At 70.4% G+C, this 20908-nt stretch carries 17 protein-coding genes and 1 tRNA gene; 4 read left to right on the plus strand and 14 right to left on the minus strand.

What is annotated here, in order from left to right:
• Positions 1-54 precede the first annotated feature (54 nt).
• Positions 55-726, plus strand: coding sequence for a DUF2306 domain-containing protein (locus AP234_RS26880; RefSeq protein ID WP_083502473.1), 672 nt, complete (start codon positions 55-57; stop codon positions 724-726).
• On the opposite strand, the gene AP234_RS26885 is transcribed toward AP234_RS26880, so the two are convergent.
• From AP234_RS26885 to lanL, 8 genes are all read right to left on the minus strand, one after another.
• Complete coding sequence (locus AP234_RS26885) at positions 723-1379, minus strand: response regulator (protein WP_055482535.1); 657 nt, start codon at positions 1377-1379, stop codon at positions 723-725. The genes AP234_RS26880 and AP234_RS26885 overlap by 4 nt on opposite strands.
• A complete protein-coding gene (locus AP234_RS26890) occupies positions 1376-2509 on the minus strand; it encodes a histidine kinase (RefSeq protein ID WP_055482536.1) in 1134 nt (377 codons plus the stop codon). Before AP234_RS26890 ends, AP234_RS26885 begins: the two co-directional genes overlap by 4 nt.
• Positions 2510-2725: 216 nt before the next feature.
• The gene (locus tag AP234_RS37400) at positions 2726-2893 is read right to left on the minus strand and encodes a hypothetical protein (RefSeq protein WP_160330493.1); all 168 of its coding nucleotides are present in this window, start codon (positions 2891-2893) and stop codon (positions 2726-2728) included.
• Between the two features lie 180 nt (positions 2894-3073).
• On the minus strand, positions 3074-4969 hold the full coding sequence (locus AP234_RS26895) for an ATP-binding cassette domain-containing protein (protein ID WP_152990644.1): 1896 nt from the start codon (positions 4967-4969) through the stop codon (positions 3074-3076).
• Positions 4951-6978 (minus strand): ABC transporter transmembrane domain-containing protein, encoded by a 2028-nt coding sequence (locus AP234_RS26900; protein WP_055482537.1) that lies wholly within the window; start codon positions 6976-6978, stop codon positions 4951-4953. The genes AP234_RS26895 and AP234_RS26900 overlap by 19 nt, the downstream gene beginning before the upstream one ends.
• A 226-nt stretch (positions 6979-7204) precedes the next feature.
• Positions 7205-7333 (minus strand): ALQxL family class IV lanthipeptide, encoded by a 129-nt coding sequence (locus AP234_RS38185; RefSeq protein ID WP_200926737.1) that lies wholly within the window; start codon positions 7331-7333, stop codon positions 7205-7207.
• Between the two features lie 185 nt (positions 7334-7518).
• On the minus strand, positions 7519-9336 hold the full coding sequence (locus AP234_RS26905) for an alpha/beta fold hydrolase (RefSeq protein ID WP_055482538.1): 1818 nt from the start codon (positions 9334-9336) through the stop codon (positions 7519-7521).
• Positions 9333-12161 (minus strand): class IV lanthionine synthetase LanL, encoded by a 2829-nt coding sequence (gene lanL, locus AP234_RS26910; RefSeq protein ID WP_055482539.1) that lies wholly within the window; start codon positions 12159-12161, stop codon positions 9333-9335. Before lanL ends, AP234_RS26905 begins: the two co-directional genes overlap by 4 nt.
• A 553-nt stretch (positions 12162-12714) precedes the next feature.
• Here lanL and AP234_RS26915 point away from each other — a divergent pair.
• Positions 12715-13419, plus strand: coding sequence for a hypothetical protein (locus AP234_RS26915; RefSeq protein ID WP_055482540.1), 705 nt, complete (start codon positions 12715-12717; stop codon positions 13417-13419).
• Here AP234_RS26915 and AP234_RS26920 read toward each other — a convergent pair.
• From AP234_RS26920 to AP234_RS26930, 3 genes are all read right to left on the minus strand, one after another.
• Positions 13368-14567 carry a histidine kinase gene (locus AP234_RS26920; protein WP_055482541.1) on the minus strand — a complete coding sequence of 400 codons (1200 nt, stop codon included), beginning with the start codon at positions 14565-14567 and terminating at the stop codon, positions 13368-13370. The genes AP234_RS26915 and AP234_RS26920 overlap by 52 nt on opposite strands.
• Positions 14561-15256: a response regulator gene (locus AP234_RS26925; protein ID WP_083502474.1), complete on the minus strand. Its 696-nt coding sequence runs from the start codon at positions 15254-15256 to the stop codon at positions 14561-14563. The genes AP234_RS26920 and AP234_RS26925 overlap by 7 nt, the downstream gene beginning before the upstream one ends.
• A gap of 599 nt (positions 15257-15855) precedes the next feature.
• Positions 15856-17079 carry an ROK family protein gene (locus AP234_RS26930; RefSeq protein ID WP_055482542.1) on the minus strand — a complete coding sequence of 408 codons (1224 nt, stop codon included), beginning with the start codon at positions 17077-17079 and terminating at the stop codon, positions 15856-15858.
• 64 nt (positions 17080-17143) lie between these two features.
• On the opposite strand from AP234_RS26930, the gene AP234_RS35355 reads away from it, so the two are divergent.
• Positions 17144-17368, plus strand: a complete 225-nt coding sequence (locus AP234_RS35355; RefSeq protein WP_268778087.1) for a tyrosine-type recombinase/integrase — start codon at positions 17144-17146, stop codon at positions 17366-17368.
• Between the two features lie 73 nt (positions 17369-17441).
• Here the strand turns inward: AP234_RS35355 and AP234_RS26935 are convergent.
• A tRNA-Lys gene (locus AP234_RS26935) sits at positions 17442-17513 on the minus strand.
• A 103-nt stretch (positions 17514-17616) separates the two neighbouring features.
• Positions 17617-18774, minus strand: a complete 1158-nt coding sequence (locus AP234_RS26940; RefSeq protein WP_055482543.1) for an acyl-CoA dehydrogenase family protein — start codon at positions 18772-18774, stop codon at positions 17617-17619.
• Positions 18775-18860: 86 nt separating this feature from the next.
• On the opposite strand from AP234_RS26940, the gene AP234_RS34370 reads away from it, so the two are divergent.
• The gene (locus AP234_RS34370; protein WP_063843101.1) at positions 18861-19325 is read left to right on the plus strand and encodes a PspC domain-containing protein; all 465 of its coding nucleotides are present in this window, start codon (positions 18861-18863) and stop codon (positions 19323-19325) included.
• A gap of 5 nt (positions 19326-19330) precedes the next feature.
• On the opposite strand, the gene AP234_RS26950 is transcribed toward AP234_RS34370, so the two are convergent.
• Positions 19331-20635 carry an MFS transporter gene (locus AP234_RS26950; protein ID WP_055482544.1) on the minus strand — a complete coding sequence of 435 codons (1305 nt, stop codon included), beginning with the start codon at positions 20633-20635 and terminating at the stop codon, positions 19331-19333.
• Positions 20636-20908: the final 273 nt, after the last annotated feature.

The following is a 20908-nucleotide window of genomic DNA, read 5'->3' on the forward strand; positions in this document are numbered from 1 at the left end:
AATCGAGCCGTTCGCGCGATGAGCGGACATGGGCGAAGAAGTCACGATCCCTTTATGACGGAAAGCAGTGTGCGGGGCGTCGAGCCCCGGAAGGTACGGCCCGGCGGACGGGCCGCCGAAGTCTCCGGATGGACGGGGCCCATCGGCCTGATCATGCTCAGCGCGATTCCGGTGGTCGCCGGTGCGCTCCGTGTGGGGGAATTGGCGGGTGGCGCGGTGGTCACCCCCGCCAACGCGCGATTCTTCGCGACACCGCTACCCGTGGTGTCGCACATCATCGGAGCGTCGCTCTACGGCATTGTGGGTGCCTTCCAGTTCGCGAGGAGATTCCGTACTCGAAGGCCGGGATGGCACCGCATGGCGGGACGGATTCTCGTTGTATGCGGACTCGTCGCCGCGCTCTCCGGCCTGTGGATGACCATGTTCTATCCTCGCCCGGAAGGCGACGGCGATCTCCTCGCGGTGTTCCGGCTCGTGTTCGGCACGGCGATGGCGGTCTCGCTCGTGCTCGGCTTCGCCGCCATCCGGCGGAGAGATTTCCGCCGCCACCGCGCCTGGATGATCCGCGCCTACGCGATCGGTGTTGCCGCGGGGACCCAGGCGTTCACCCAGCTCCCCTGGATGCTCCTCGTCGGCCCCCCAGGCGAGATCCCCAGGGCCCTGCTCGTGGCCGCCGGATGGGTCATCAACCTCGCCGTGGCCGAGTGGATCATCCGCAGGCCCTAGTGTCTGACCCGACGGGTCTCGTACGCCCACATGGCGATCTCCACCCGGTTCCGGGCGCCGAGCTTGGCCATCAGGCTGGCGATATGGGTCTTGACGGTGCTGAGTGAAATGTGAAGTTCGTCGGCGATCTCGCTGTTGGTACGGCCCCGGGCCACCGTGACGAGAATCTGCTCCTCACGGTAGGTGAGCGCCTCGATGGGACGGACCGGCGGCGCGGCGGGTCCGGCGTGCGCGAAGGCGGTGAGCAGGCGTGCGGTGACGCTCGGAGCGATGAGGGCGTCACCGGCCGCCGCGGCGTGAACGGCCTGGGAGAGCAACTCGGCGCCGGCGTTCTTCAGCAGGAACCCCCGGGCCCCGGCGCGCAGCGCCGCGTAGACGTACTCGTCGAGGTCGAAGGTGGTGATGACCACGACGGCGAGTGGGTCGTCGACGGTGGGCCCGGCGAGCATCCGGGTGGCCTCGATGCCGTTGACCACGGGCATCCGGATGTCGAAAAGGCACACATCGGGCCGAAGCCGCCGGGCGAGTTCGACCGCTCGCCGTCCGTCGGGGGCCTCGCCGACCACCTCGATCCCCGGTTGCGCGTTGAGGATCATCACGAGTCCGGTACGGACGATCTCCTGGTCGTCGGCGACCAGCACCCGGATGTTCATCCGGCCACTCCGGTACGCGGCAGCACGGCGGTGACACTCCATCCCCGGTCGGGATTGGGGCCCGCCGCACAGGTCCCACCGAGGAGATCGGCCCGTTCGATCATGCCGGTGATACCGAACCCGGGTGTCCCCGCGGGGCGAACGGGATCACCGTCATCGCTCACGTACAGACGGACCGACGTGTCGTCGGCGGTGATCCGAACCAGGACGCGGGTGGCGTGCCGCGCGTGGCGGCGGGCGTTGGTGACCGACTCCTGGGCGAGGCGGTAGATCGCGGCCTCGATGGAGGGGGTGAGACCGGCGGTGTCGCCCTCGATCTCCACCTGGACGGACGGGCCCGACTGTCCCGGGCTTTCGAGCTGGGAGAGATCGGCGATGCTCCGCCCATGCGCCGGGTCGGCGGGCGCGTTCCGGCGCAGGATGTGGACCATGGCGCGCATCTCGGCGAGCGCCTGGGCCGCCTCGGCCTCGATCACCCGCAACGCCTCGGTGGCGGCGTCCGGCCGCGCCGCCGCAGTCGCCAACCCCGCCTGCGCCCGGATCGCCATCGCCGAGACGTGATGGGCGACGGTGTCATGTAGATCTCGGGCCAGTTGCTCGCGTTCGAGCAGTTTGACCTGATCAAGCTCCCGCGTCCGGGCCCTCGCCCGGTATCGGAACGCCGCTCCCAGGGCGATCACCGAGAACACGACGGCGAAGGCGGCGGCGGTGTCGGCGGGACCGGGATAGTCCACGACCAAGGAGAACGTGGCTTTGACGAGAATCACCGCCAACCCGATGATCGCCTCTCGCCCGGAACCCCACCGGAACAGCGCATAGGGCAGGAGAAGCAGATAAATCATGGTGTTGGTCTCGGGGGAGTCGCCACCCGTCAGCACCTGGGCCACACCCGACGCGCCGAACGCGATCACGACCATCAGCAGCGGCCGGGTACGGCGCCACAGCAGGGTGGGCACCAGCCCGACCGCGAGGCTCACCGAAATGACCCGTGAGGGCATGTCCGGCCGCACCACTCCTTCGAGCAGCGCGACCGGCAGCAACACCCCCACGGCCACCCAGTCTCGCCACACCCGTCGCGGTGCGTTGGGGGAACGGGGCTCGTACCACACGGAGCGAATAAGGCCGTGCACGAAGTCATGGTACGAGAGCCCCCACCACCCGCAATCAGCCCGAAGTACGAGACATTTCGCTCACCGGATCGGTAGTCGTCGCGAATGACGTCTCAGAGGTGGATTGATCAGTTTGTTGGAAGTTCGGGATGCCCAGGTGGCTGTTCAAGCAAAAGTCCCGGGGGATTCAGAACGGGGGCCGAGGATGGCACGGCCCCGGCCCTCGTCGGTCATTCGTCAGGTGGTGCTGCCGGTCACCGTGGTGCCGGACTTGGTGATGAAGTAGGTGATCTGCGCCCCACTCCGGAAGTGGAAGGTGAGGGTGACGCGCCCGTCGTTCACCTCGGCGAAGAACTCGGGTTTCGCTGGGGACTGAGGCGCGTCGGATTCATCACGTCGTCTCATGAGCCGGGATCGGAATCGTCCGCTGCCAGACCCGAGAACTTCGGTGACCACCGCCGTACCGCTGGAAGGACGATCCGAGCACCGGAAGGTGCTCGGCGGCCTCTGATCAACGGGTGCCACCGAGCGGCGGGGATGTCACCGAGTGGGCGCCGGCCCGCCGGGAACGGTGGGCGGTAAAGATCAGCGAGCCGGTGACGCGGTGTTCCCGGACGGGGCGTCGTACCGCCAGTGACCGACGAGGTCGGCGTACAACGCCGATCGGGTCAGCAGTTGCGAGTGCGTGCCGGTGAGCGCGGTGGCGCCGTCCATCAGCAGGACACGCTGCGCCCTGATCGCGGAGCTGATGCGGTGGGCGATCACGATGAGCGTGCCCGCACGGGCGGCGAACGCCGTCTCGGCGCGGAGTTCCGCGGCCGGATCGAGATGGCAGGTGGCCTCATCCAGGATGACGACACGCGCGGGCGAGGCATAGACGCGGGCCAGGGCGATGAGTTGCCGTTCTCCGGCCGAAAGCGCGGAGGGCTCCTCGATCGTGGCGTCGAGTCCGCCGAGCCGTTCGACGAGGTCGCGGGCGCCTACGGCGTCCGCCGCCTCCTGCAGCCGGCTTTCCGGGGCGTGAGTGCCCGCGGGGTGGAGGTAGGCGAGGTTCTCGCCCACCGTTCCGGCGAAGACGTACGCCTCCTGCGGCACCAGCGCCATCACCGACCGCAGATGATGTTCCGGCGTCGCTTCGAGCGGGAGACCGCCGAGCCGTACCCGCCCCGAGCCGGGACGTCGCAGCCCGGTCAGGAGCATGGCCAGGGTTGATTTGCCGATGCCGCTCGGGCCGATCACGGCCAGATGCTCCCCTTCGGGGATCACGAGGTCGAGTTCGTGTACGACCGGTGTGGCCTGCGGTGCGTAGGCAAAGCTCAGCCGCTGTGCCTCCAGTTGGTGACCGACCGCGGCGGTTTCCGGCGAGGTGGCGGAGGCGCCGCCCGGCAGGGAAGCGGGAGCGACGGCGGTCGACCCGGACGTGGTCGTGGACGGAGGGGTGATGGTCTCGGCGAGCCTGCCCAGGGTGATGATGAGGGTGACGCCCCAGGTGCCGACGGTGCCGACGAGCGTACGCAGGGCCGGGCCAAGGCCGGTGGCCGTGTAGGTCACCGCTCCGATGACCTCTCCGGCACTCAGGTGACCGTTCTGGATCAGCGGCCGGGCGAAGATCAGCAGACCGAGCAACGGCAGGTGCGTGCCGATCGTGATGACGAGCCGCCGCCCCTCGCCGGCCCAGGCCAGGGCGCGGGTGGCCGCCGCCTGCGCGGTGACGGCGGTGTGCACGGTGGCGTACGCCTGCTCGCGCGCTCCACAGGCGGCGATGTCCCGCAGGCCGGCCACTATCGGGGTGGCCTGAACGGTGAGCGTCTCGTTGGCGAGGATGAGCGCGCGCTGACGCGCCAGGAGCACGCGCAGCAGCCTGACGAACACGACCAGCGCGATGAACACGGGTCCGGCGACGATGGCGGCGGCCAACGGGGACAGCAGCAGGAGCCCCGCCAGCGCGGCTATCAGGGATATGCCCAGCTCACGGGCGCTGCGCAGGAGTGCGGACACCAGGTTCCGCAGTGTCTCCACCTGGTCGGTGAGGCGGGTGACGGCGGCGGTGTCGGGCGGGTCCGCACCGCCGGCGGCGCGGGTCACGGTGGCGGTGACGACGGCGCGGACGAGGTCGTCGCGCAGGGATTCGGCCACCGTGGCCAGATGGGGGAACATCATTCGCGTGGCCACGGCCTCGACGAACATCGCGACGACGAGGACACCGAGCCAGGCCAGGCCCACTCCTGGACGTCCCGTCAGGAAGCCTCGGTCGGTGGCGGCGGCGAGGATGAGTCCGGACGACAACGTCGGAAGCGCCTCGACGAGAGACCAGCCCGCCGCTGCGACAAGAGCGCGCCGACGGGGGCGCAGCAACGCCAGGAGCAGGCGGAGCCCGCCAGGAGCGGAGGGGCCGTCGTCCATCGAGGTCTCGGCGAGACCGGCCGGGGTTGGTACGGCACCGTATCCGCTCTTCGGAGACGTCAGGGACGGGCCGGGCACGGTTCCTCCTGGGTCGAGTCGCCGGGGGGCTGGGCCGTGCCGGGGTCGCCACCGGTCGGTTCGGCGCAGAACAGCGAGCGATATGCCGGGTCCCGCCAGAGCTCCTCATGGGTGCCGCGGGCTCGTATCCGCCCGCCGTCGAGCCAGATCACCAGATCGGCGCGGGCGGCGGTCGCGGCGCGGTGGGCGATGAGCAGCCGGGTGCGCCCGCGCATCCTCTCCACCAACGTGTGGGTCACCTGGGCCTCTGTGGCCGTGTCGAGGCTGGAGGTGGCGTCGTCGAGAACGGTCAGGCGGGCATGCCGGACCAGTGCGCGGGCCAGGCCCAGCCGCTGGAACTCACCCCCGGACAGCGGAGCGCCGTCAGCCGGGGTGTCATAGCCCTGCGGAAGGCGGCGGACGACGTCATCGATGTGTGCGCCGCGCGCCGCCTCAAGGACGTCGCCCGTCTCAGGGACGTCGCCCGTCTCAGGGACGTCGCCCGTCTCAGGGACGTCGCCCGTCTCAGGGACGTCGCCCGTCTCAGGGACGTCGCCCGTCTCAGGGACGTCGCCCGTCTCAGGGACGTCGCCCGTCTCAGGGACGTCGCCCGTCTCAGGGACGTCGCCCGTCTCAGGGACGTCGCCCGTCTCAGGGACGTCGCCCGCCGCACGGATGTCGCGGACGTCGTCCGCGCCGGGTCTCGTCGAGGGAACACCGTAGGCGATGGCCGACGCGATGGTGCCGCCCAGGAGCGCAGGGCGTTCGAAGGCGTAGGCGACGGCGCTTCGCAGCGAGCCGGGGTCGATGTCCGGCAGAGGGTGGCCGTCGAGCAGCACCTGACCGCGGTCGGGGTCGGTCAACCGTCCGGCCAGCAGGGCCAGTGTGCTCTTGCCGACGCCGGAACGCCCCACCACGGCGGCCAGCGCACCGGGAGGGATGTCCAGGTCGACGTCGTCGAGGAGTGGAGTGCCCTCCCTCATGACGGTGACCCTCCGGAACGAGAGCGCGCCGGGGCCGTCGGGCAGCGGGCGGCCGCCGGGGGCCTGGGCCGGGACCGCCAGCACGTCGCTGATCCGCCGGGCCGCCGAGCGGGCGTAGGCGACGTTCATCAGCGCGTCGAGCTGTTCGACGAAGCCCAGTCCCAGTGCGGCGTACCCGGCGGCGGCCAGCAGTTGACCCGGCTCCAGGCGGCCGTCGGCGACGCCGAGTCCGGTCACGCCCAGCACGGCGACCTCGATGAGCGGCAGCAGCAGCGTGATCCGCCACACACCGCGAGCCTGGGCCCGCCACAGGCCATGTCCGGCGCGGGACATGTCCGTCAGCGGGCCGAGGACCCGGGTGATCTCACGATCGGCGCTGCCCGAGGCCCGCACCGTGCGGATGCCCGCGAGCACATCGGTCAGGCGCGCGGCCAGGCGGCCCTGCGCGTTCTGGTAGTCGTCGTACAGACCCGACACCTGTGTGACGAACATGCGCATGACGACGATCGCGGCAGGTACGCCGATCAGGAAGGCCGCTCCCACCCGCCAGTCGATCATGAACAGCGCGACGACGCCACCGATGGAAGTGAGGGTTCCCACCGCCATGTCCACCAGGGTCACCGGTGTACGACCGGTGACAGAGGCGTTGCTCACCAGGCGGTTGATCAGCTCCCCGGTCGGCGTCCGGCGGGCTTCCCTGACGTCGAGGGCGAGCAGGTGAGTGATGAACCGCAGGCGGAGCGCCGCCGTGGCGGACGCGGTGGAGGCCGCGCCGGCGACACCTCCCACGATCTCGGCGCCGGTGGCGACGGCCAGGACGAGGGCCAGACGTACCGCGGCGTTCTGCGTTTCCCGGCCGGTGAAGACCGCGTCGACCGCGGCGGCCAGCACGGCGGGCAGGGCGAGCGCGGCGGCGGCCGAAGCGACGGCCGCGGCTGCGGCCACCGTCAGCCGCGGCCACGTGCCACGTGCCAGGGAAGCGAGTAGCCGATCACCATGCTTGTGCGTCACCCGCTCTTGCGGCAGGCCCGACACGGGATCGGACATCGTTTCTCTCCTGGGAAGGTGGACGTGGAACGCGGCGCCGCTCCGATGGCCCCGAGCCCCTCCCGCCGGTGAGGAAAGGGCACACAGGGAGTCGGCCGGGTCCGCCCGGCGAGCCCGAACCAGCGGCGTGCCGACTGCGGTGAGGCCCGGACGAGCACATCAGGACCTCACCGCAGGGGCTACCGGGCGCTTGACCGATCACTCATCGGCAAGCGCCGGCCGCCGTCTAGCCGCTGATCGTGTTCCCGCAGGTGGCCCAGCGCTTGCAGGAGATCATGCAGGTCTCAGAGCAGATCTGCAGCTGGGACTCCTCGGTGGCGGGGAGCATGTCCAGGGCGTTGAGGTCGAGTTCCATCGCGGTCCTTTCTTCTTGTCCATCACGGTCTCGGCCGTTCGCCCCTGTGGCGGCGGCCTGTGTTCCGGTCCTCCTGACCACTCCCGTCGGTCGAGCCGGCGGGCAGGGTAGGGGGCCGGGTCCGGGGTCCCGTACGTAGCGGGCGGACGCGGACGGCATGCGCGGCATGCCGAACTTCCGCGGCGCTAGCGGGAAGGGGGTGGTGAGGTGTGGAGGAAGTCGACGACGCGGTCGAGGACGATGTGCCCGTCGCCTTCCACGAACGGGTCGTGACCGACGCCGGCGACTTCCAGGTAGGTCAGGTCTCCGCCTTCGCGGTCTCCGATTTCACGCAGCCGCTCGTACAGCCGCCGGGAGTGGGTGACCGGGATGATCGGGTCCCGTTCTCCATGGACGATGAGGAGCGGCGACCGCACGCGACCGGCCAGCCGGATCATGTCGCGCGGGCCGAGGTCGTCGTCGATCACCTCACGGCCGCCGAGCCGGTCGAGCATGGTACGCACCGTGGGCGGCCCGTCCTCGTACAGTTCCCGTCCGGACAGGAACGGCGCGACGACGGCGACACGGGCCCACAGGTCCGGCTGTGCGGCGGCGGCCAGCAGCGCCAGGTAGGCGCCGTAGCTCACGCCGTACAGCATCGGCCGCTCACGGCCGGGACCACGTGCGGCGGCCAGGGCGCGGCCCAGGTGGACGACGTCGGCCAGATCGGGGCCGCCCCACGCGCCACGGATGGCGTCGCGATGGGCCGGACCGTATCCGGTGCTGCCGCGCTGGTTGGGCGCGACCACGGCGATGCCCGCTTCGGCCAGTCGCTGGAACAGCGGGTCGAAGCCGAGCTGCCAGGAGGACTCGGGGCCGCCGTGCAGCGCGAGCACGATCTGGCCGCTGGTGGCCGGGTCGCCGTACACGATCGCCTCGATGCTTCCCGCCGGCCCGTCGTAGGTTCGGGGGCGAGCCGCCGCCCACCCGGTCTGGCCCGGTTCCCGGGTCGGCCGGCCACGCGGCGGGGACGAGTCGTGCACCGTCACCACGCCCGGGGGGCGATCCGGTGTGCTGAGGACCAGGTGCAGGCCGCTGTCGGTCCAGCGCGCTGACGGGTGCAACGTCCCAGGGGGGAGGTCGATCTCGTCGGTGGCGTCGTCGGTCAGGTCATGCAGCAACAGGTGGGAGCGCACGCCGCGGGTGGCCGCCAGGGCCAGGCGCCGTCCGGTGGGATCCAGAGCCAGCGGCGTCACGCTACCGTCGATCGCGTTCAGCCGTTCGGGGAAGACGCTGGGGTCCTCGCTGTCACGGTGGCGGACGCCGAGCCGGTAGGCGCCCTCGTGCCTCACAGCGGTGACCAGCACTCCGGTGCGGGGCGCAGCCAGCAGCAGATGCTCATCGCTCGCCCATCCGGCCGGGGGAGCCAGGGTGCCGCGGACCAGATCCAGGATCACGGTGGCCGTCCCGGCCTGGTCGGAGGTCACGGCCAGGCGATCGCCCGTCTCGTCCAGCCAGACCCCGCCGCGGAGCAGACCCGGCAGCCCGGCGATCCATTGGGGCGCTTCGGCCCGGCCGGACAGGCGCAACAGCGTGGTGTCCCGATCGGCGCTGGTCACGAAGGCCATCGCCGCCGTTCCCGGGGCCGGGCCGGGGAGGAGACGCACGCCGCGGTCGCGCACGGTGGCCAGCGGGTATTCCTCGGCGGCTCCGGCACCACCCTCCGCGTCCCGGGCGGGGACGGCCAGCAGCAGGTGGTTCGTGCCGTCGGCGCCCGGGCGGCACAGCAGCACATGGCCGTCGTCGGTGGCCACCGGTACGGCCGAGAAGGCTCCGCCGTCATGGATGCGCAGCACCCTGGACCTGGGAACCTCCCCGGTGAGGTCCCACACCTCCGGAACCAGGTGGCGGCGACCGTGGCCGGCCAGGCAGGTGGCGTACCGCCCGCGCCCGGAGAAACGGAAGTTGATCCGCCGGACATCGGCACGGGGTGCTCGCGCCGCCGGGGTGACGAGGGTGCTCATCGCGCCGCCCCCGTGGGTGCTCCGCGCACCGAGCCGCCATCGGGCGGGTCGGCCATCCAGGGGCGCGGCCCACCGTGGCGCAACCGGTGCAGAAAGGCCAGCACACCGGCCAGCCCGGTGTTCCAGCCCAGGCTGATCTCGAAGCCGCTCTCGTCTGGGACCACCAGCGATCCGTCGCGGACGACGGCGCGCGCCCACAGGCAGGCGGCCAGTTCCTCGGCCTGCCGGCGATAGGCCGGCTCGTCCAGCAGCTCGGCCATGTCCAGAAGGAACTGGCCGTCACCGGCCAGTCCATGGCAGGCCGACGAGCCCGCCCTCAGGCGGTTGGCGTGCACGGCCACCGCGGCCGCCGCGGCGGCGTCGCGGTACCGCGGATCGCCGGTGGCCGCGTACAGGCGGACCAGGAACGTGCCCACGCCGGAGGAACCGCTGCACCAGTGCGCCATCCCGACCTTGCCCCCCGGGCCCTCCACCCACCAGGCGGCGTCGCCCCGGTGGTCGGCCACGGCGAGCAGGGTCTCCCCGGCCTCCTCGGCCGTCCGCAGGCAGTCCTCGCGCTCCAGAACGATGCCCGCCGCCAGCAGGTAGGCGCCGATCCCGGCGACTCCGTGCGCGAAGCCGTAGTGCACCACGCCCGCCAGCTTGGAGTCGAAGTCCTTGGGGATGGGCCACAGCACCGATGTGGAAGTGCGCTGGGCGGCCCGCAAAAGCGCCTCGGCGCACCCGTCCGCCCGGTCGGCGAACCGGGCATCGCCGGTGGCCTGCCAGAAACGCAGCAGGGCCAGTCCCGCGCCGGCCAGGCCGTGGCACACATCGGGATTGGGCCAGCTCGTCGGCAGGCCCAGGGCCAGGTCGGCACCCGCCGTACGCAGGCCCTCGTCATCCAGGGCACGACCGGCCTCGTACAGGCCGCAGGCGATGCCCGCCCGCCCGAAGTACAGCCCCGGTGAGGGCCGGTGCTCCCCGGCCAGGCGGCGCACCGTCCAGCCCGCCGCACCCCGCAGGCCCGCCACGAGATCGGCGTGCAGCGCGGTGGGCAGGTGCGCCACGCCGGCCGAGCCCGGCTCGACGACCGAGGCGAGCATGCTCAGCACTCCGGCCGAGCCGTACTGCACGGCACACGGGTCGGCGGTGGAGCCGAACCCCTTCACCGGCCACAGGGAACCTCGCGGCGAACGGTCGGCCGACACGGCCGGCGACATCGACGTGAGGATGTAGGCGAGCCCGTCACGCAGCAGCAGGTCCTGCTCGGCCGTGCCCGGGCGGTGGCCGCCGTCGGTGACGGGTGCCGGTCCGGGACCGGCGGCCTGCTCGTCCAGGAACGCCCGCACCCGCCGCAGATTCCAGCGCCGCGCGGGATCCTCCCGCATCAGGCCGAGAATCATGGGGGTCAGGGCGGTGGCCGTCGCGTCGCCCGCGGTCGCCACGCTCACCAGTGTGTTCACTCGCGAGTCCCACGACCGCGCCCCGGCGGGCAGGTCGCCTCCCATCATCGGGTCACAGCCCGTGGCCATGAAGAGCACCGTCGCTCCCAGGGCGAACAGGTCGGCTTCCACACCGAGGGCGGGCCCGTATTCGGCGGCGGCCACCTGCTCGGGCGGGGCGTACCCTGGGGTGAAGATCCGCGACGTGTGGGTGCCGGGCACCGCGGCCATCTCCAGATCGATCAGGAGACACTCGTCGTCTGGGGTGACCATGACGTTGTTCGGCGTCAGGTCACGCAGTGCGTACCCCTGCGCGTGCACCACGGCGACCAGGGCCGCCAGCCGCCGTGCCAGGCCCACCACGACCCCGTGCCGGTCCGCGGCCGGACAGGAGGAGCGCCGTTCGACGGCCCAGCGGGTGAGGGTGATCCCGGGCAGGCGCTCCTGCGCCAGGAACAGGTTGCCGTCCTTCTCGAACAGCGCGACCTTGCGCGCGGTGACGCCCAGCGGCCCGAACAGCTCCAGCATGCGCGCCTCATGGCGCAGTTGGTCCCGCTCGTCTGACCCGTCGAGTGCGGAACCGGAGTGCGGCCGGGCGCGCTTGAGCACCACTTCGCCGCCCGCCACCCGGTCCTCGGCCACGAAGACCCCGCCCTTGGCGCCGTGCCGGATGGCTTCGCGAACCACGAACCGATCGGCCAGCAACACCGCCTGCGGTGGTGTGGTCCGGGCCGGCGCCTGACCGGACTCGAACGGACACACCGCCCATGCGGGCGGGGAATACCACGCGTTGCGCTCATCGGTCACCCGGGTACCGTCGGGCGCGGTCAGCCGCCACTCGTAGGAGCCGTCGTTGTTCAACTCACCCGGAGCGGAGAACACCCCGAACCGGTAGTGCACCAGGCTCCCGGGTCGGTACACGCGATCGGACAGGATCGGCGGACCCGGCAGTCCCAGGGTGGCCTGATGCAGTTCCTCGGCGATGGACACCGCGGTCTCGTCGTCAGGCGGGTAGACCGTGATGAACTTGCCCACCGATCCACGGTCCTGCTCGCGTGAGATCAGCTTGCACAGCTCTTCGAGTGTGGCGGCGAACTTGAACGGGCACTCCCGCCGGCCCAGCACCTCCGTCACCCGTGCCAGGACCACCGGGGCCGACAGCGGCGTCGCCGACACGTGGAGCTTCCAGCCCTGGGCGCGCTCCTTCGAATCCGCCGGCTGCACGTACGTCCACGGCGTGCTGGAGTGGATCTCCCAGCCGGCGACGACCCATCCGTCGCCGGAGTCCGTCGCACGGGCCGCCAGACCCGTCACACGTTCCAGAGCCGCCCTGGCGACGTCTTCCAGCAGATCACCATCCCTACCGGAACGGTCGCCCTCGTCCGCGCTCCGCACGCCCACGCCCCCGCACCCCCATCACTTCCCCGACATATCCCAGGCGACGTCCGATGACGTCTGCCGGGATCACACCGTCAGGGCAAGAGTCCACAGGCATCCTTGTGATCTACTTGCAAGCAGCAAGTAGCCGTGTTGCACCTGTCGATTCACACGTCATCGCTGGTCATGACGGGATCGACCCACTCGGGTTCGATGGAACGGGACCGCGAGATGCGTCGGCTCCAAGCGGACTGCCAGAAGAATCCAAGAAAGCGGAAGGGCCGCCCGCCGCTTCGATCGGCATCTCGAACCCCGCGTGCCGCCGGGGGAAGCCGTACGACGGATGCCCCTCCGGCGGCCGCTTTCGCGCTCCGCGCCGTAGGGGCGTCCTCGTCGGCAACGTCCCGGCCGTCGTGTGGAGGTCTCCTACGGTCGATGACGACCCGGCCGTGGGCGCGTCTCCGCTCAATCGAGGAGCGCCGATCGGTCCTCGGGAGGACGACGCGCGGCGACGCCGACACCTACCTTCCCAACCCGACCGCCCTGTTCATGCGGTCCATACGGAAGGGAAAGACCAATGTCGGTGCTCGCAGATCCACGCACCTTTCGCAGATCGGCAGCCGGGCTCTGCCTGATCATCGCGCCGCTCGTCTATGTGGCGGGCATCGTCGTCGACCCGGCGCTCAGACAGGGACGGGGCGACGACACCGTCGGTGTCTACGGCCAGTATCCGGAGCAGGTCTCGGTCAGCGCCTCGATGCTCCACTGGAGCTGGGTGTTGCTGCTCCCCGGCATCATCGGCATGATCCACCTGATCCGGCAGCGTGGCGTCGTCTTCGGGCACATCGCCGGAGGGCTCGCGTTCCTCGGCATCGTGAACTTCTCCGGGTTGATGCTCGGCGACTTCTTCTACTCCCGACTCGAGCGTGCCCTCCCCGCCGCGGCGGGTGCCATGCTCGCGGACCAGGCGTTCGCCGATCCCGGCGCTCGATTCGCCTTCCAGATCCCGGGTTTCATCGGGCTGGTCGGCCTGTTCCTGCTCGGCCTGGCCCTGGCCTACGCACGGCGGGGGCCGTGGTGGGCTCCCTTCGCGATGCTGGCCGGCATCCTGACCGGGCCGATCTTCCCGTACGGCACGATCGCGGGCGGGGCGCTCTATCTCGCCGGCGCCGGGGTGATCGGGCTCCGGATGCTGCGTATGAGCGACGACGAGTGGTCCGGGGAGCCGGTTCAGCCGGCCTTTACCGGGTCGCCGAGCGGGAACCTCGCGAACACCCGGTAACCCCCGCCCGCGATGGGACCGGCGGACAGTTCGCCGCCGTGCATCTCGGTCCGCTCCCGCATCCCGATCAGGCCGTGTCCGCCCTCAGACGTGCGGCGGGCCGCGCCGTCGTCCGGTCCCGCTCCGTCGTTGATCACCACGATGCTCAGCTCGGCGGGGCCGTACGCGATGGTGATGTCGACCCCGGAGGCACGCGCATGTTTCAGCACGTTCGTCAAGGCCTCCTGGATCAGGCGGTAGGCGGACAGGTCGAGCCCGGAGGACAGGGGCATCGGGGTGCCGATGACCCGCAGCTCGATCTGCGGCCCCGCCTCCCGGACCTGCCCGATCAGCTCGTCCAGACGGTCCAGGCCGGGCTGAGGAGTGGGAAGGCCACCGTCGCCCAAGGACCGCAACATCCCCAGCATGAGCCGCAGCTCGCCGACGGTCTCCCGACCGGCCTGTTCGACGCCGAGCAGCAAGGCGCGTTCGCGTTCCCGTTCGGGGCCGTCGCCGAGCATCCTGCGCACCCCGCCCACGTGCAGGGTCATCAGGCTCACGTTGTGGGAGACGATGTCGTGCAGTTCGCGGGCGATCCGCGCGCGCTCCTCGGCCACCGCCCAGCGGGCCCGCTCCTCACGTTCCATCTCCAGGCGGGTGCTGTACTGGGCCAGCCGTGCCGTCCGGTCCATCTGCCGGCGCAGCAGGATGCCGCTGATGTACGCCACCCCCACGAAGATGGCGGTGATCAGGACTTCGGGGATGTCGATGTGGTGCAGCGTCTGCAGGTTGCCGTACGCGATCAGCAGGCAGCCCAGCCCGGCGATCCCGCGGCGGCTGCGCAACTCGGCCGCGCTCCCCACACTGTGCAGCAGGATCAGGGTCGAGTAGAGATGCCACGCGGCGTAGTACTCCCCGTCCGTCATCCTCTGTACGGCGAAGCCGAGCGCGGTCAGCGTCAGCAGAGCGGTCATCGGAAACCTGCGCCGGAAGAGCAGCAGCGTCCCGGAGAGGATCGCTCCCGCGGCGTTCGGCGCCGGGTTCTCGATCTGGTCGTAGCCGAACCCCTGGCGGCCGAAGGACTCCACCAGCCCGGCCACGGTCACGGCGAGGGAGAGCAGCAGATCCGGCCAGGTGGGCCGCCGGTCGCGGAACAGCCGCTTCAGCACGACTCGTCCCGCACGCCGTCCCGCGAGCCCTCCCGTCGTCGCCCGGGCCGTACGATCCCGGCCTCATAGGCGAACACGACCGCGTGGATGCGGTCGCGCAAGCCGAGCTTGTGCAGGATATGGGCGAGATGGGTTCGCACGGTCGCCTCGCCGATGCGCAAATCCCGTGCTATCTCGGGGTTGGACATCCCGTCCGCGATCAGCCGCAGCACCTCCAGCTCACGCGGGGTGAGCGTGGCCAGCTCGGGCGGCGGGGTCGGCTGGGGCTGGGCCGCGAACGAGTCGATCACACGTGGGGCGACCGCGGGGTCGATGACCGCGTCTCCGGCCGCGGCCGCGCGTACGGCCTCGATCAGTTGCTCGGCGGGTGAGCTCTTGAGGACGAAACCGTGAACCCGCGCGCGCAGCGAGGCGTGCAGGTTGTCGTCCGTGTCGAACGTGGTCAACATGATGATCTTGGGTGGTTCGGGGTCTTCGAGGAGCCGCCGGGCGGCGCTCAGCCCGTCCAGCACCGGCATGGCGATGTCCATCAGCAGGACGTCCGGCCGCAGCCGACGGGCCACGCTGAGAGCCTGACGGCCGTCGGCCGCCTCCCCGACGACCTCGATGCCGGGCGCCGTCTCGACGACGAGGCGCAGTCCGGCGCGGATCATCGCCTGATCGTCCGCGATGACCAACCTGATCGCCACTGGAGTCTCCGGTCTCTCGGCAGGACCACAGTACCCGCGCGACGTACGGCGGTCGCCTTCTGTTCGTGCGGATGCCGGTCCCGCGTGTGACCGCGTGCCTCACCTCGGCGTTGAACGCGGTGGCGTCTCACTCAGGGCGCCGCCTCTTCCAGCGATGGTGTCACTGCTTTGGTTCGGCGACGCGCCACGCCGCCCGGTATCGGATGAGGAAGCCGATCATCGCCGCTTCGGCCCTACCATCGAAACCCGGTCCGATCCTCCCCGGAGGCCGGTTGGGGACCGGCTGATCCGCCGGAGGGGAGCACAGGATTGGACTTCCGTAGAGCTCGGACCAGCATCCGGCGCACTCGGCGCCGAGCCTGGCCGCGCTCGGATGCTGCGGACAAGACGACTCGGCCGATGACCGCGGCGGCGGGATGAACCCGCTGCCTCATGCCCGGCTGACGACGCCCCGGCAACTCCAGCACCCACCCCCCGGCCTCATCAGGGACGGGGGCGGCCTCGTGCTTCATCATCGGAGCCACCAGTGGATGACCCTCAGTGTCCCCGAAGCATGGACACCGACATCTCCGGTGTTGCGGTCAGTTCCTCAAGAAGCGCTAGAGCCGATGGCGGTATCCGCGCCTGAAGACCTCGACCGGGTTGTCCAGCAACTCGGCGAACCCCAACTCCGCGCCACCGACCAGGGTGGTGTCATCCCCAAGAGCCGCTATCCGCAGCTGTACTCGTTCCCGCGAAACCGGCAGCACGTCGGCGACGATACGATTCCGCACCTGCGCCGCAGATCCTCGATAGACATCACGCAGCATCCCACCGAAGACCACGACACCCGGGTTGAACAGGTTGATCAGATTGGCCACCCCGACACCCAGCCAATCCCCAACGCGGTTGAGCGCGGCTCTGGCGGACTCGTCGCCCCGCTCGGCGGCATGCACCACGGACGCCACCGCGTCGCGCCCGGTCAGCCCAGGAGGCCAGTTGGCCGCACTGAGCAGCGCGGCCTCCCCGACCTCCGCCTCCAGGCACCCACGCGAACCACACCCGCACGGCCGGCCGTCATACGGGTTCACGATCATGTGTCCGACCTCGGCAGCGTAGCCGTCATTGCCATCCAGGCGTTTACCGTCGACGACTATGCCACCACCCACACCGACATCGCCGTGCAGATAGATGAGGTTCCGAAACCCGATCCCAGCCCCTCTCTGGTTCTCCGCGACCGCGCCCAGATGGGCTTCGTTTCCGACGCGGACCGGCAGGCCCAGAGCCAAGCGGCGCTCCAGTTCAGGCCCGAACGCCTGATCCACCCAGCCGGTGTTTGGGCCGAATCGCACGATGCCGTCCGCCGGCCGGATCATGCCACAGTATGACGCGCCAACGCTTACGCATACAGAATCGCGAGGAACGTTACGGAGCAACTGCCTGGCGAATTCGGCGAGGGTTCCGACCACATCGTCTAGGTCGGGGTACTTGCGCTGGCGGACGGCCTCACGCCGATCGAGTATGACGCCGCCCAGACCCACCCGCGCGGCCAGCAGCCGGTCCACCGCGACGTCGAAGGCGAGCACGAATACGCGGTCGGTCTCCGGGCTGACCACCAGCGACGGCCTACCCGCCCTGCAGGTATCGTCAGGAAGCTCCTCCTTGACCACCCCCAGAGCGGTGAGCTCGGCGGTCAGCCCCATGATCGTGCTGCGGTTCAGCCCCAGTTTCTCCGCCAGCACCGCCCGCGAAGTCGGCCCGTTCAGGTGGACGTAGCGCAGCAACGCCCCAAGGTTCTTCCGGCGCATCTCCTCGTTAGGTGCCCCGGGCTTCGTAGTCTTCATGACCCGAGTCTCCCGGCCCGCCTAATCGATCTCCACTGTCTCGGGATCCGCAGGAGATCCCGTCATTTCCAGTAGCCCGGAGAGCCGGCCGGGGTCGAGAAGGACGCCAGGGTCCACGACGCGAGGCAAGCAGGCAACGCTGCTCCTGGAGCAAGGGATGGACGTGCGGGTCGTTCAGGTGATCCTCGGTCACTCCCAGCTCACGACGACGAAGCGTTACACGCACGTCACGGAGAACCTGGCCGGCGACGCGATGGCGAGGATGGGCCGCGCGTTGTGGGACGGCTGAACGACCCCCGCAACTGCCACCGGGCAGGCTCCCGAAGGCTGATCATTCGGGAGTCTGCCCAGCTCATGGAGGGTGGGGCGCCAGGGACTCGAACCCTGAACCGACGGATTAAAAGTCCGCAGCTCTGCCATTGAGCTAGCACCCCTTGCCGGCATGCCGGGTCGTGCTTCGCGAAACACTTCCCAGATGCAGGGTACAGAGCGTACCCGCCATCCGGCGACGTGCTTTCGTCCGATCACGATACTCGGTCAGCGGAAGGCATCGAGATCGGTCAGGGCCTTGCCCAGGGTCAGCAGGTGCACCTCCTGGGTGCCCTCGTACGTGAGCACGGACTCCAGGTTGTTCATGTGCCGGATCACCGGGTACTCCAGTGTCACGCCGTTGGCGCCCAGCACGGTCCTGGCCTCGCGGGCGATGTCCAGCGCCGCCCGGACGTTGGCCAGCTTGCCGAAGCTCACCTGCCGCGGCTTGAGCTTGCCGGCGTCCTTCAACCGGCCGAGGTGCAGCGCGGTGAGCCCGGCCTGGCCGAGGGCCACCGCCATCCAGGCCAGCTTCTCCTGGGTGAGCTGGAACGCCCCGATCGGCTTGCCGAACTGCACGCGGGTCTTGGCGTAGTCGACCGCCGCCTCAAGGCAGGCACGGCCCGCGCCCACGACCCCCCACAGGATCCCGAACCTCGCCTCGCTGAGGCAGGAGAGCGGCCCTTTCAGGCCGACCACGCCGGGCAGTACGGCCGACGCGGGCAGCCGTACGTCGTCGAAGTAGAGGGACGACGTGACCGAGGCGCGCAGCGACATCTTGCGGTGGATCTCCGGCGCGGAGAACCCCGGGGTCGAGGTGGGAACGACGAAGCCGCGGATGCCCTCGTCGGTGCGGGCCCACACCACGGCGACGTCCGCGATCGAACCGTTGGTGATCCACATCTTGGCGCCGTTGAGGATCCAGTCGCCCGACGGGTCCTGCTTGGCGGTGGTGCGCATGCCGGCGGGATCGGAGCCGTGGTCCGGCTCGGTCAGGCCGAAACACCCGATGGCCTCCCCGGACGCCATCCGCGGCAGCCACTCCTGTTTCTGCTCCTCCGAGCCGTACTTCCAGATCGGGAACATGGCCAGCGAGCCCTGCACGGACACGAACGACCGGAGCCCCGAGTCGCCCGCCTCCAGCTCGCGGCAGGCCACGCCGTACGACACCGCGTCGAGGCCGGCGCAGCCGTACCCGTCGAGATGCATGCCGAGCATGCCGAGCGACCCGAGCTCGGGGGCGAGCTCGCGAGCCGGGAAGACCCCCTGCTCGAACCAGTCCCCGACGTACGGGAGGACCCGGTCGGAGACGAAGCTCGCCGCGGAGTCCCTGACCATGCGATGTTCCGGTGTGAGCTGGTCATCGATCTCGAGGAGGTCGTCCATGAGGGCCAGCGTATCCGGGAAGGGTCGGGGTCTCGCCAGGGGGAATCCCGATGTGCACGGAGGCATGAAAAGGGCAGTCTGAAGTCATGAACGAGATGAACACCAACGGTCAGGTCAAGCGGCTACAACGCACCGACAACGGCAAGATCATCGCTGGGGTCTGCTCCGGCGTCGGGGAGTACATCGGCGTCGACCCCAACATCCTGCGCCTGGGGCTGGCGGTCGCCAGCTTCTTCGGCGGCCTCGGCATCGGCGTGTACGCGGTGGCCTGGCTCCTCCTGCCCGAGCAGAACAAGAACACCTCCATCGCCCAGGACCTGCTCGACAAGAACAAGGACGGCCGAGTCTGGCAGGACGCCAAGGCGAAGTGGCACGACGTGCAGAGCAACTGGTCGCGTCCTGGCCGGCCTGGGGACGACGCCCAGAGCCCGTACGGCTCGCAGCAGCCGTACGGCGACTACGGGCAGCACCCCTACGGCCAGCAGGCGCCGTACGGCCAGGCCTCGACGACCGACCCCACCGCCCGGCCCGAGGACAGGACGCAGTCCTGACCCCCTCAGGCCCCGGTGGTGGCCCGGACCTTGGCGATGATCTCTCTGCGGGAACCGGTCCAGAGCATGGTCAGCATGGCCGCGACGGAGAGTCCGGCCACGCCGGCCAGCGCGATCACGGGCTCTGGACCGAGTTCCTGGGCGGCCACGCCGCCGAGGAGAATGCCGATGCCCTGGGCGGCCAGCAGGCCTGACTGCACGAGTCCGAACGCCTGGCCACGCCCGGCCGGTGGAACGCATTGGACGAAAGCGGCGTTCGCCGCCAACTGGTAGGCGCCGCCGACGCCGGAAAGCGCCCAGAGCGCCAGGACGGCCGGCAGCGGCGGATCCATCGCGCACAGCACGAGGGGCGCGCAGGTCAGCATGGCGAGCCACCCCATCCCGCGCAGCCGCCCCGTCGGCGTGACGAAGCGCCCGAACAGGAACGCCCCGACGACCGTTCCCGCCGGCATCGCGGCCATCAGCAGCCCGGTGATCACCGGGACCGACAGCGTGCCGTCGTCGAGCTCGGTCGCGTACGGCACCGCGATGCCCTCCGGCAGCACGTAGAACCCGCACAGCCAGGCGAACCCGACGAGCGTGCGCAGTCGCCGGTCCCCGAAGACGAGCCGCGCCCCGTCCCTCGTCATCGCCCACACCGACGGCCGCCCATCGCCGTCGTCCCGCAGCGGCGCGGGGCGGCGCCGCACGCCGGCGACGATCGCCAGCGCGGAGGCGAGGAACGTCGAGCAGTCCAGCGCGAGCGCGCGGTACGGCCCCAGGCTCGCGATGACCGCCCCGCCGACGGCGAAGCCGAGCATCTGGACGGCCTGGTTGGTCACGTTCTGGAGAGCGGATCCCACCACGTAGCGGTCGCCCTCCAGCACCTCGGGCAGCAACGCGGCGCGGGCCGCCGAGAACGGCGCGCCGAGCAGCACCACGCAGAAGACGAGCACGCAGAGCACGGCGAACGGCATCCCGGGCACCGCCATCACCGCGAGCAGCAGGGCACGCAGGAGATCGCAGCACAGCATGACCCGCCTGCGCGGGTAACGGTCGGCCAGCCCGGCCAGCAGCGGCCCGCCGACGATGGGCGGCAGATAGGTCAGCGCGTAGACGGCGGCCGTGGCGAGGGCGGACTCGGTGCGGTGGTAGACGAGGACGGCAAGTGCCACCTGGGCGAGCTGGTCGCCGAGCAGCGACAGGATCTGCCCGAACCACAGCGCGCGGAACTCCCTGACCGAGACGACCTCACCGTAGGTGACGCGAGGCTCGGGCGGACGGCGATGCCTGCCTGAGAGCCTGCCGGTACCGGGCTTCGTGGCCGCCATCTCACTCCGATGCGCTCCTGCTGCTCCGTCGAAACGACCACCGGCGCCGGCATCGGCTCATCTGTGACCCGCCTATCGCCCATGCCTGACGTACCGTGGTCATTGTGTTACTTACAGTGCCGGGCCGTACGGCGGATTGCAAGCCGGTCACCAACGGAGTCCGGTCACCAACCGGGTTCGGTCACGGGTCGGCCCGGGTCACCGAGCCGAGTTCGGTCGTCAATCGGGCCGGATCGTCAATCAGGCCGAGTCATCAACCGGGCCGGGTCGTCA

It is taken from the genome of Sphaerimonospora mesophila (assembly GCF_001417795.1).
GTDB classification, from domain to species: Bacteria; Actinomycetota; Actinomycetes; order Streptosporangiales; family Streptosporangiaceae; genus Sphaerimonospora; species Sphaerimonospora mesophila.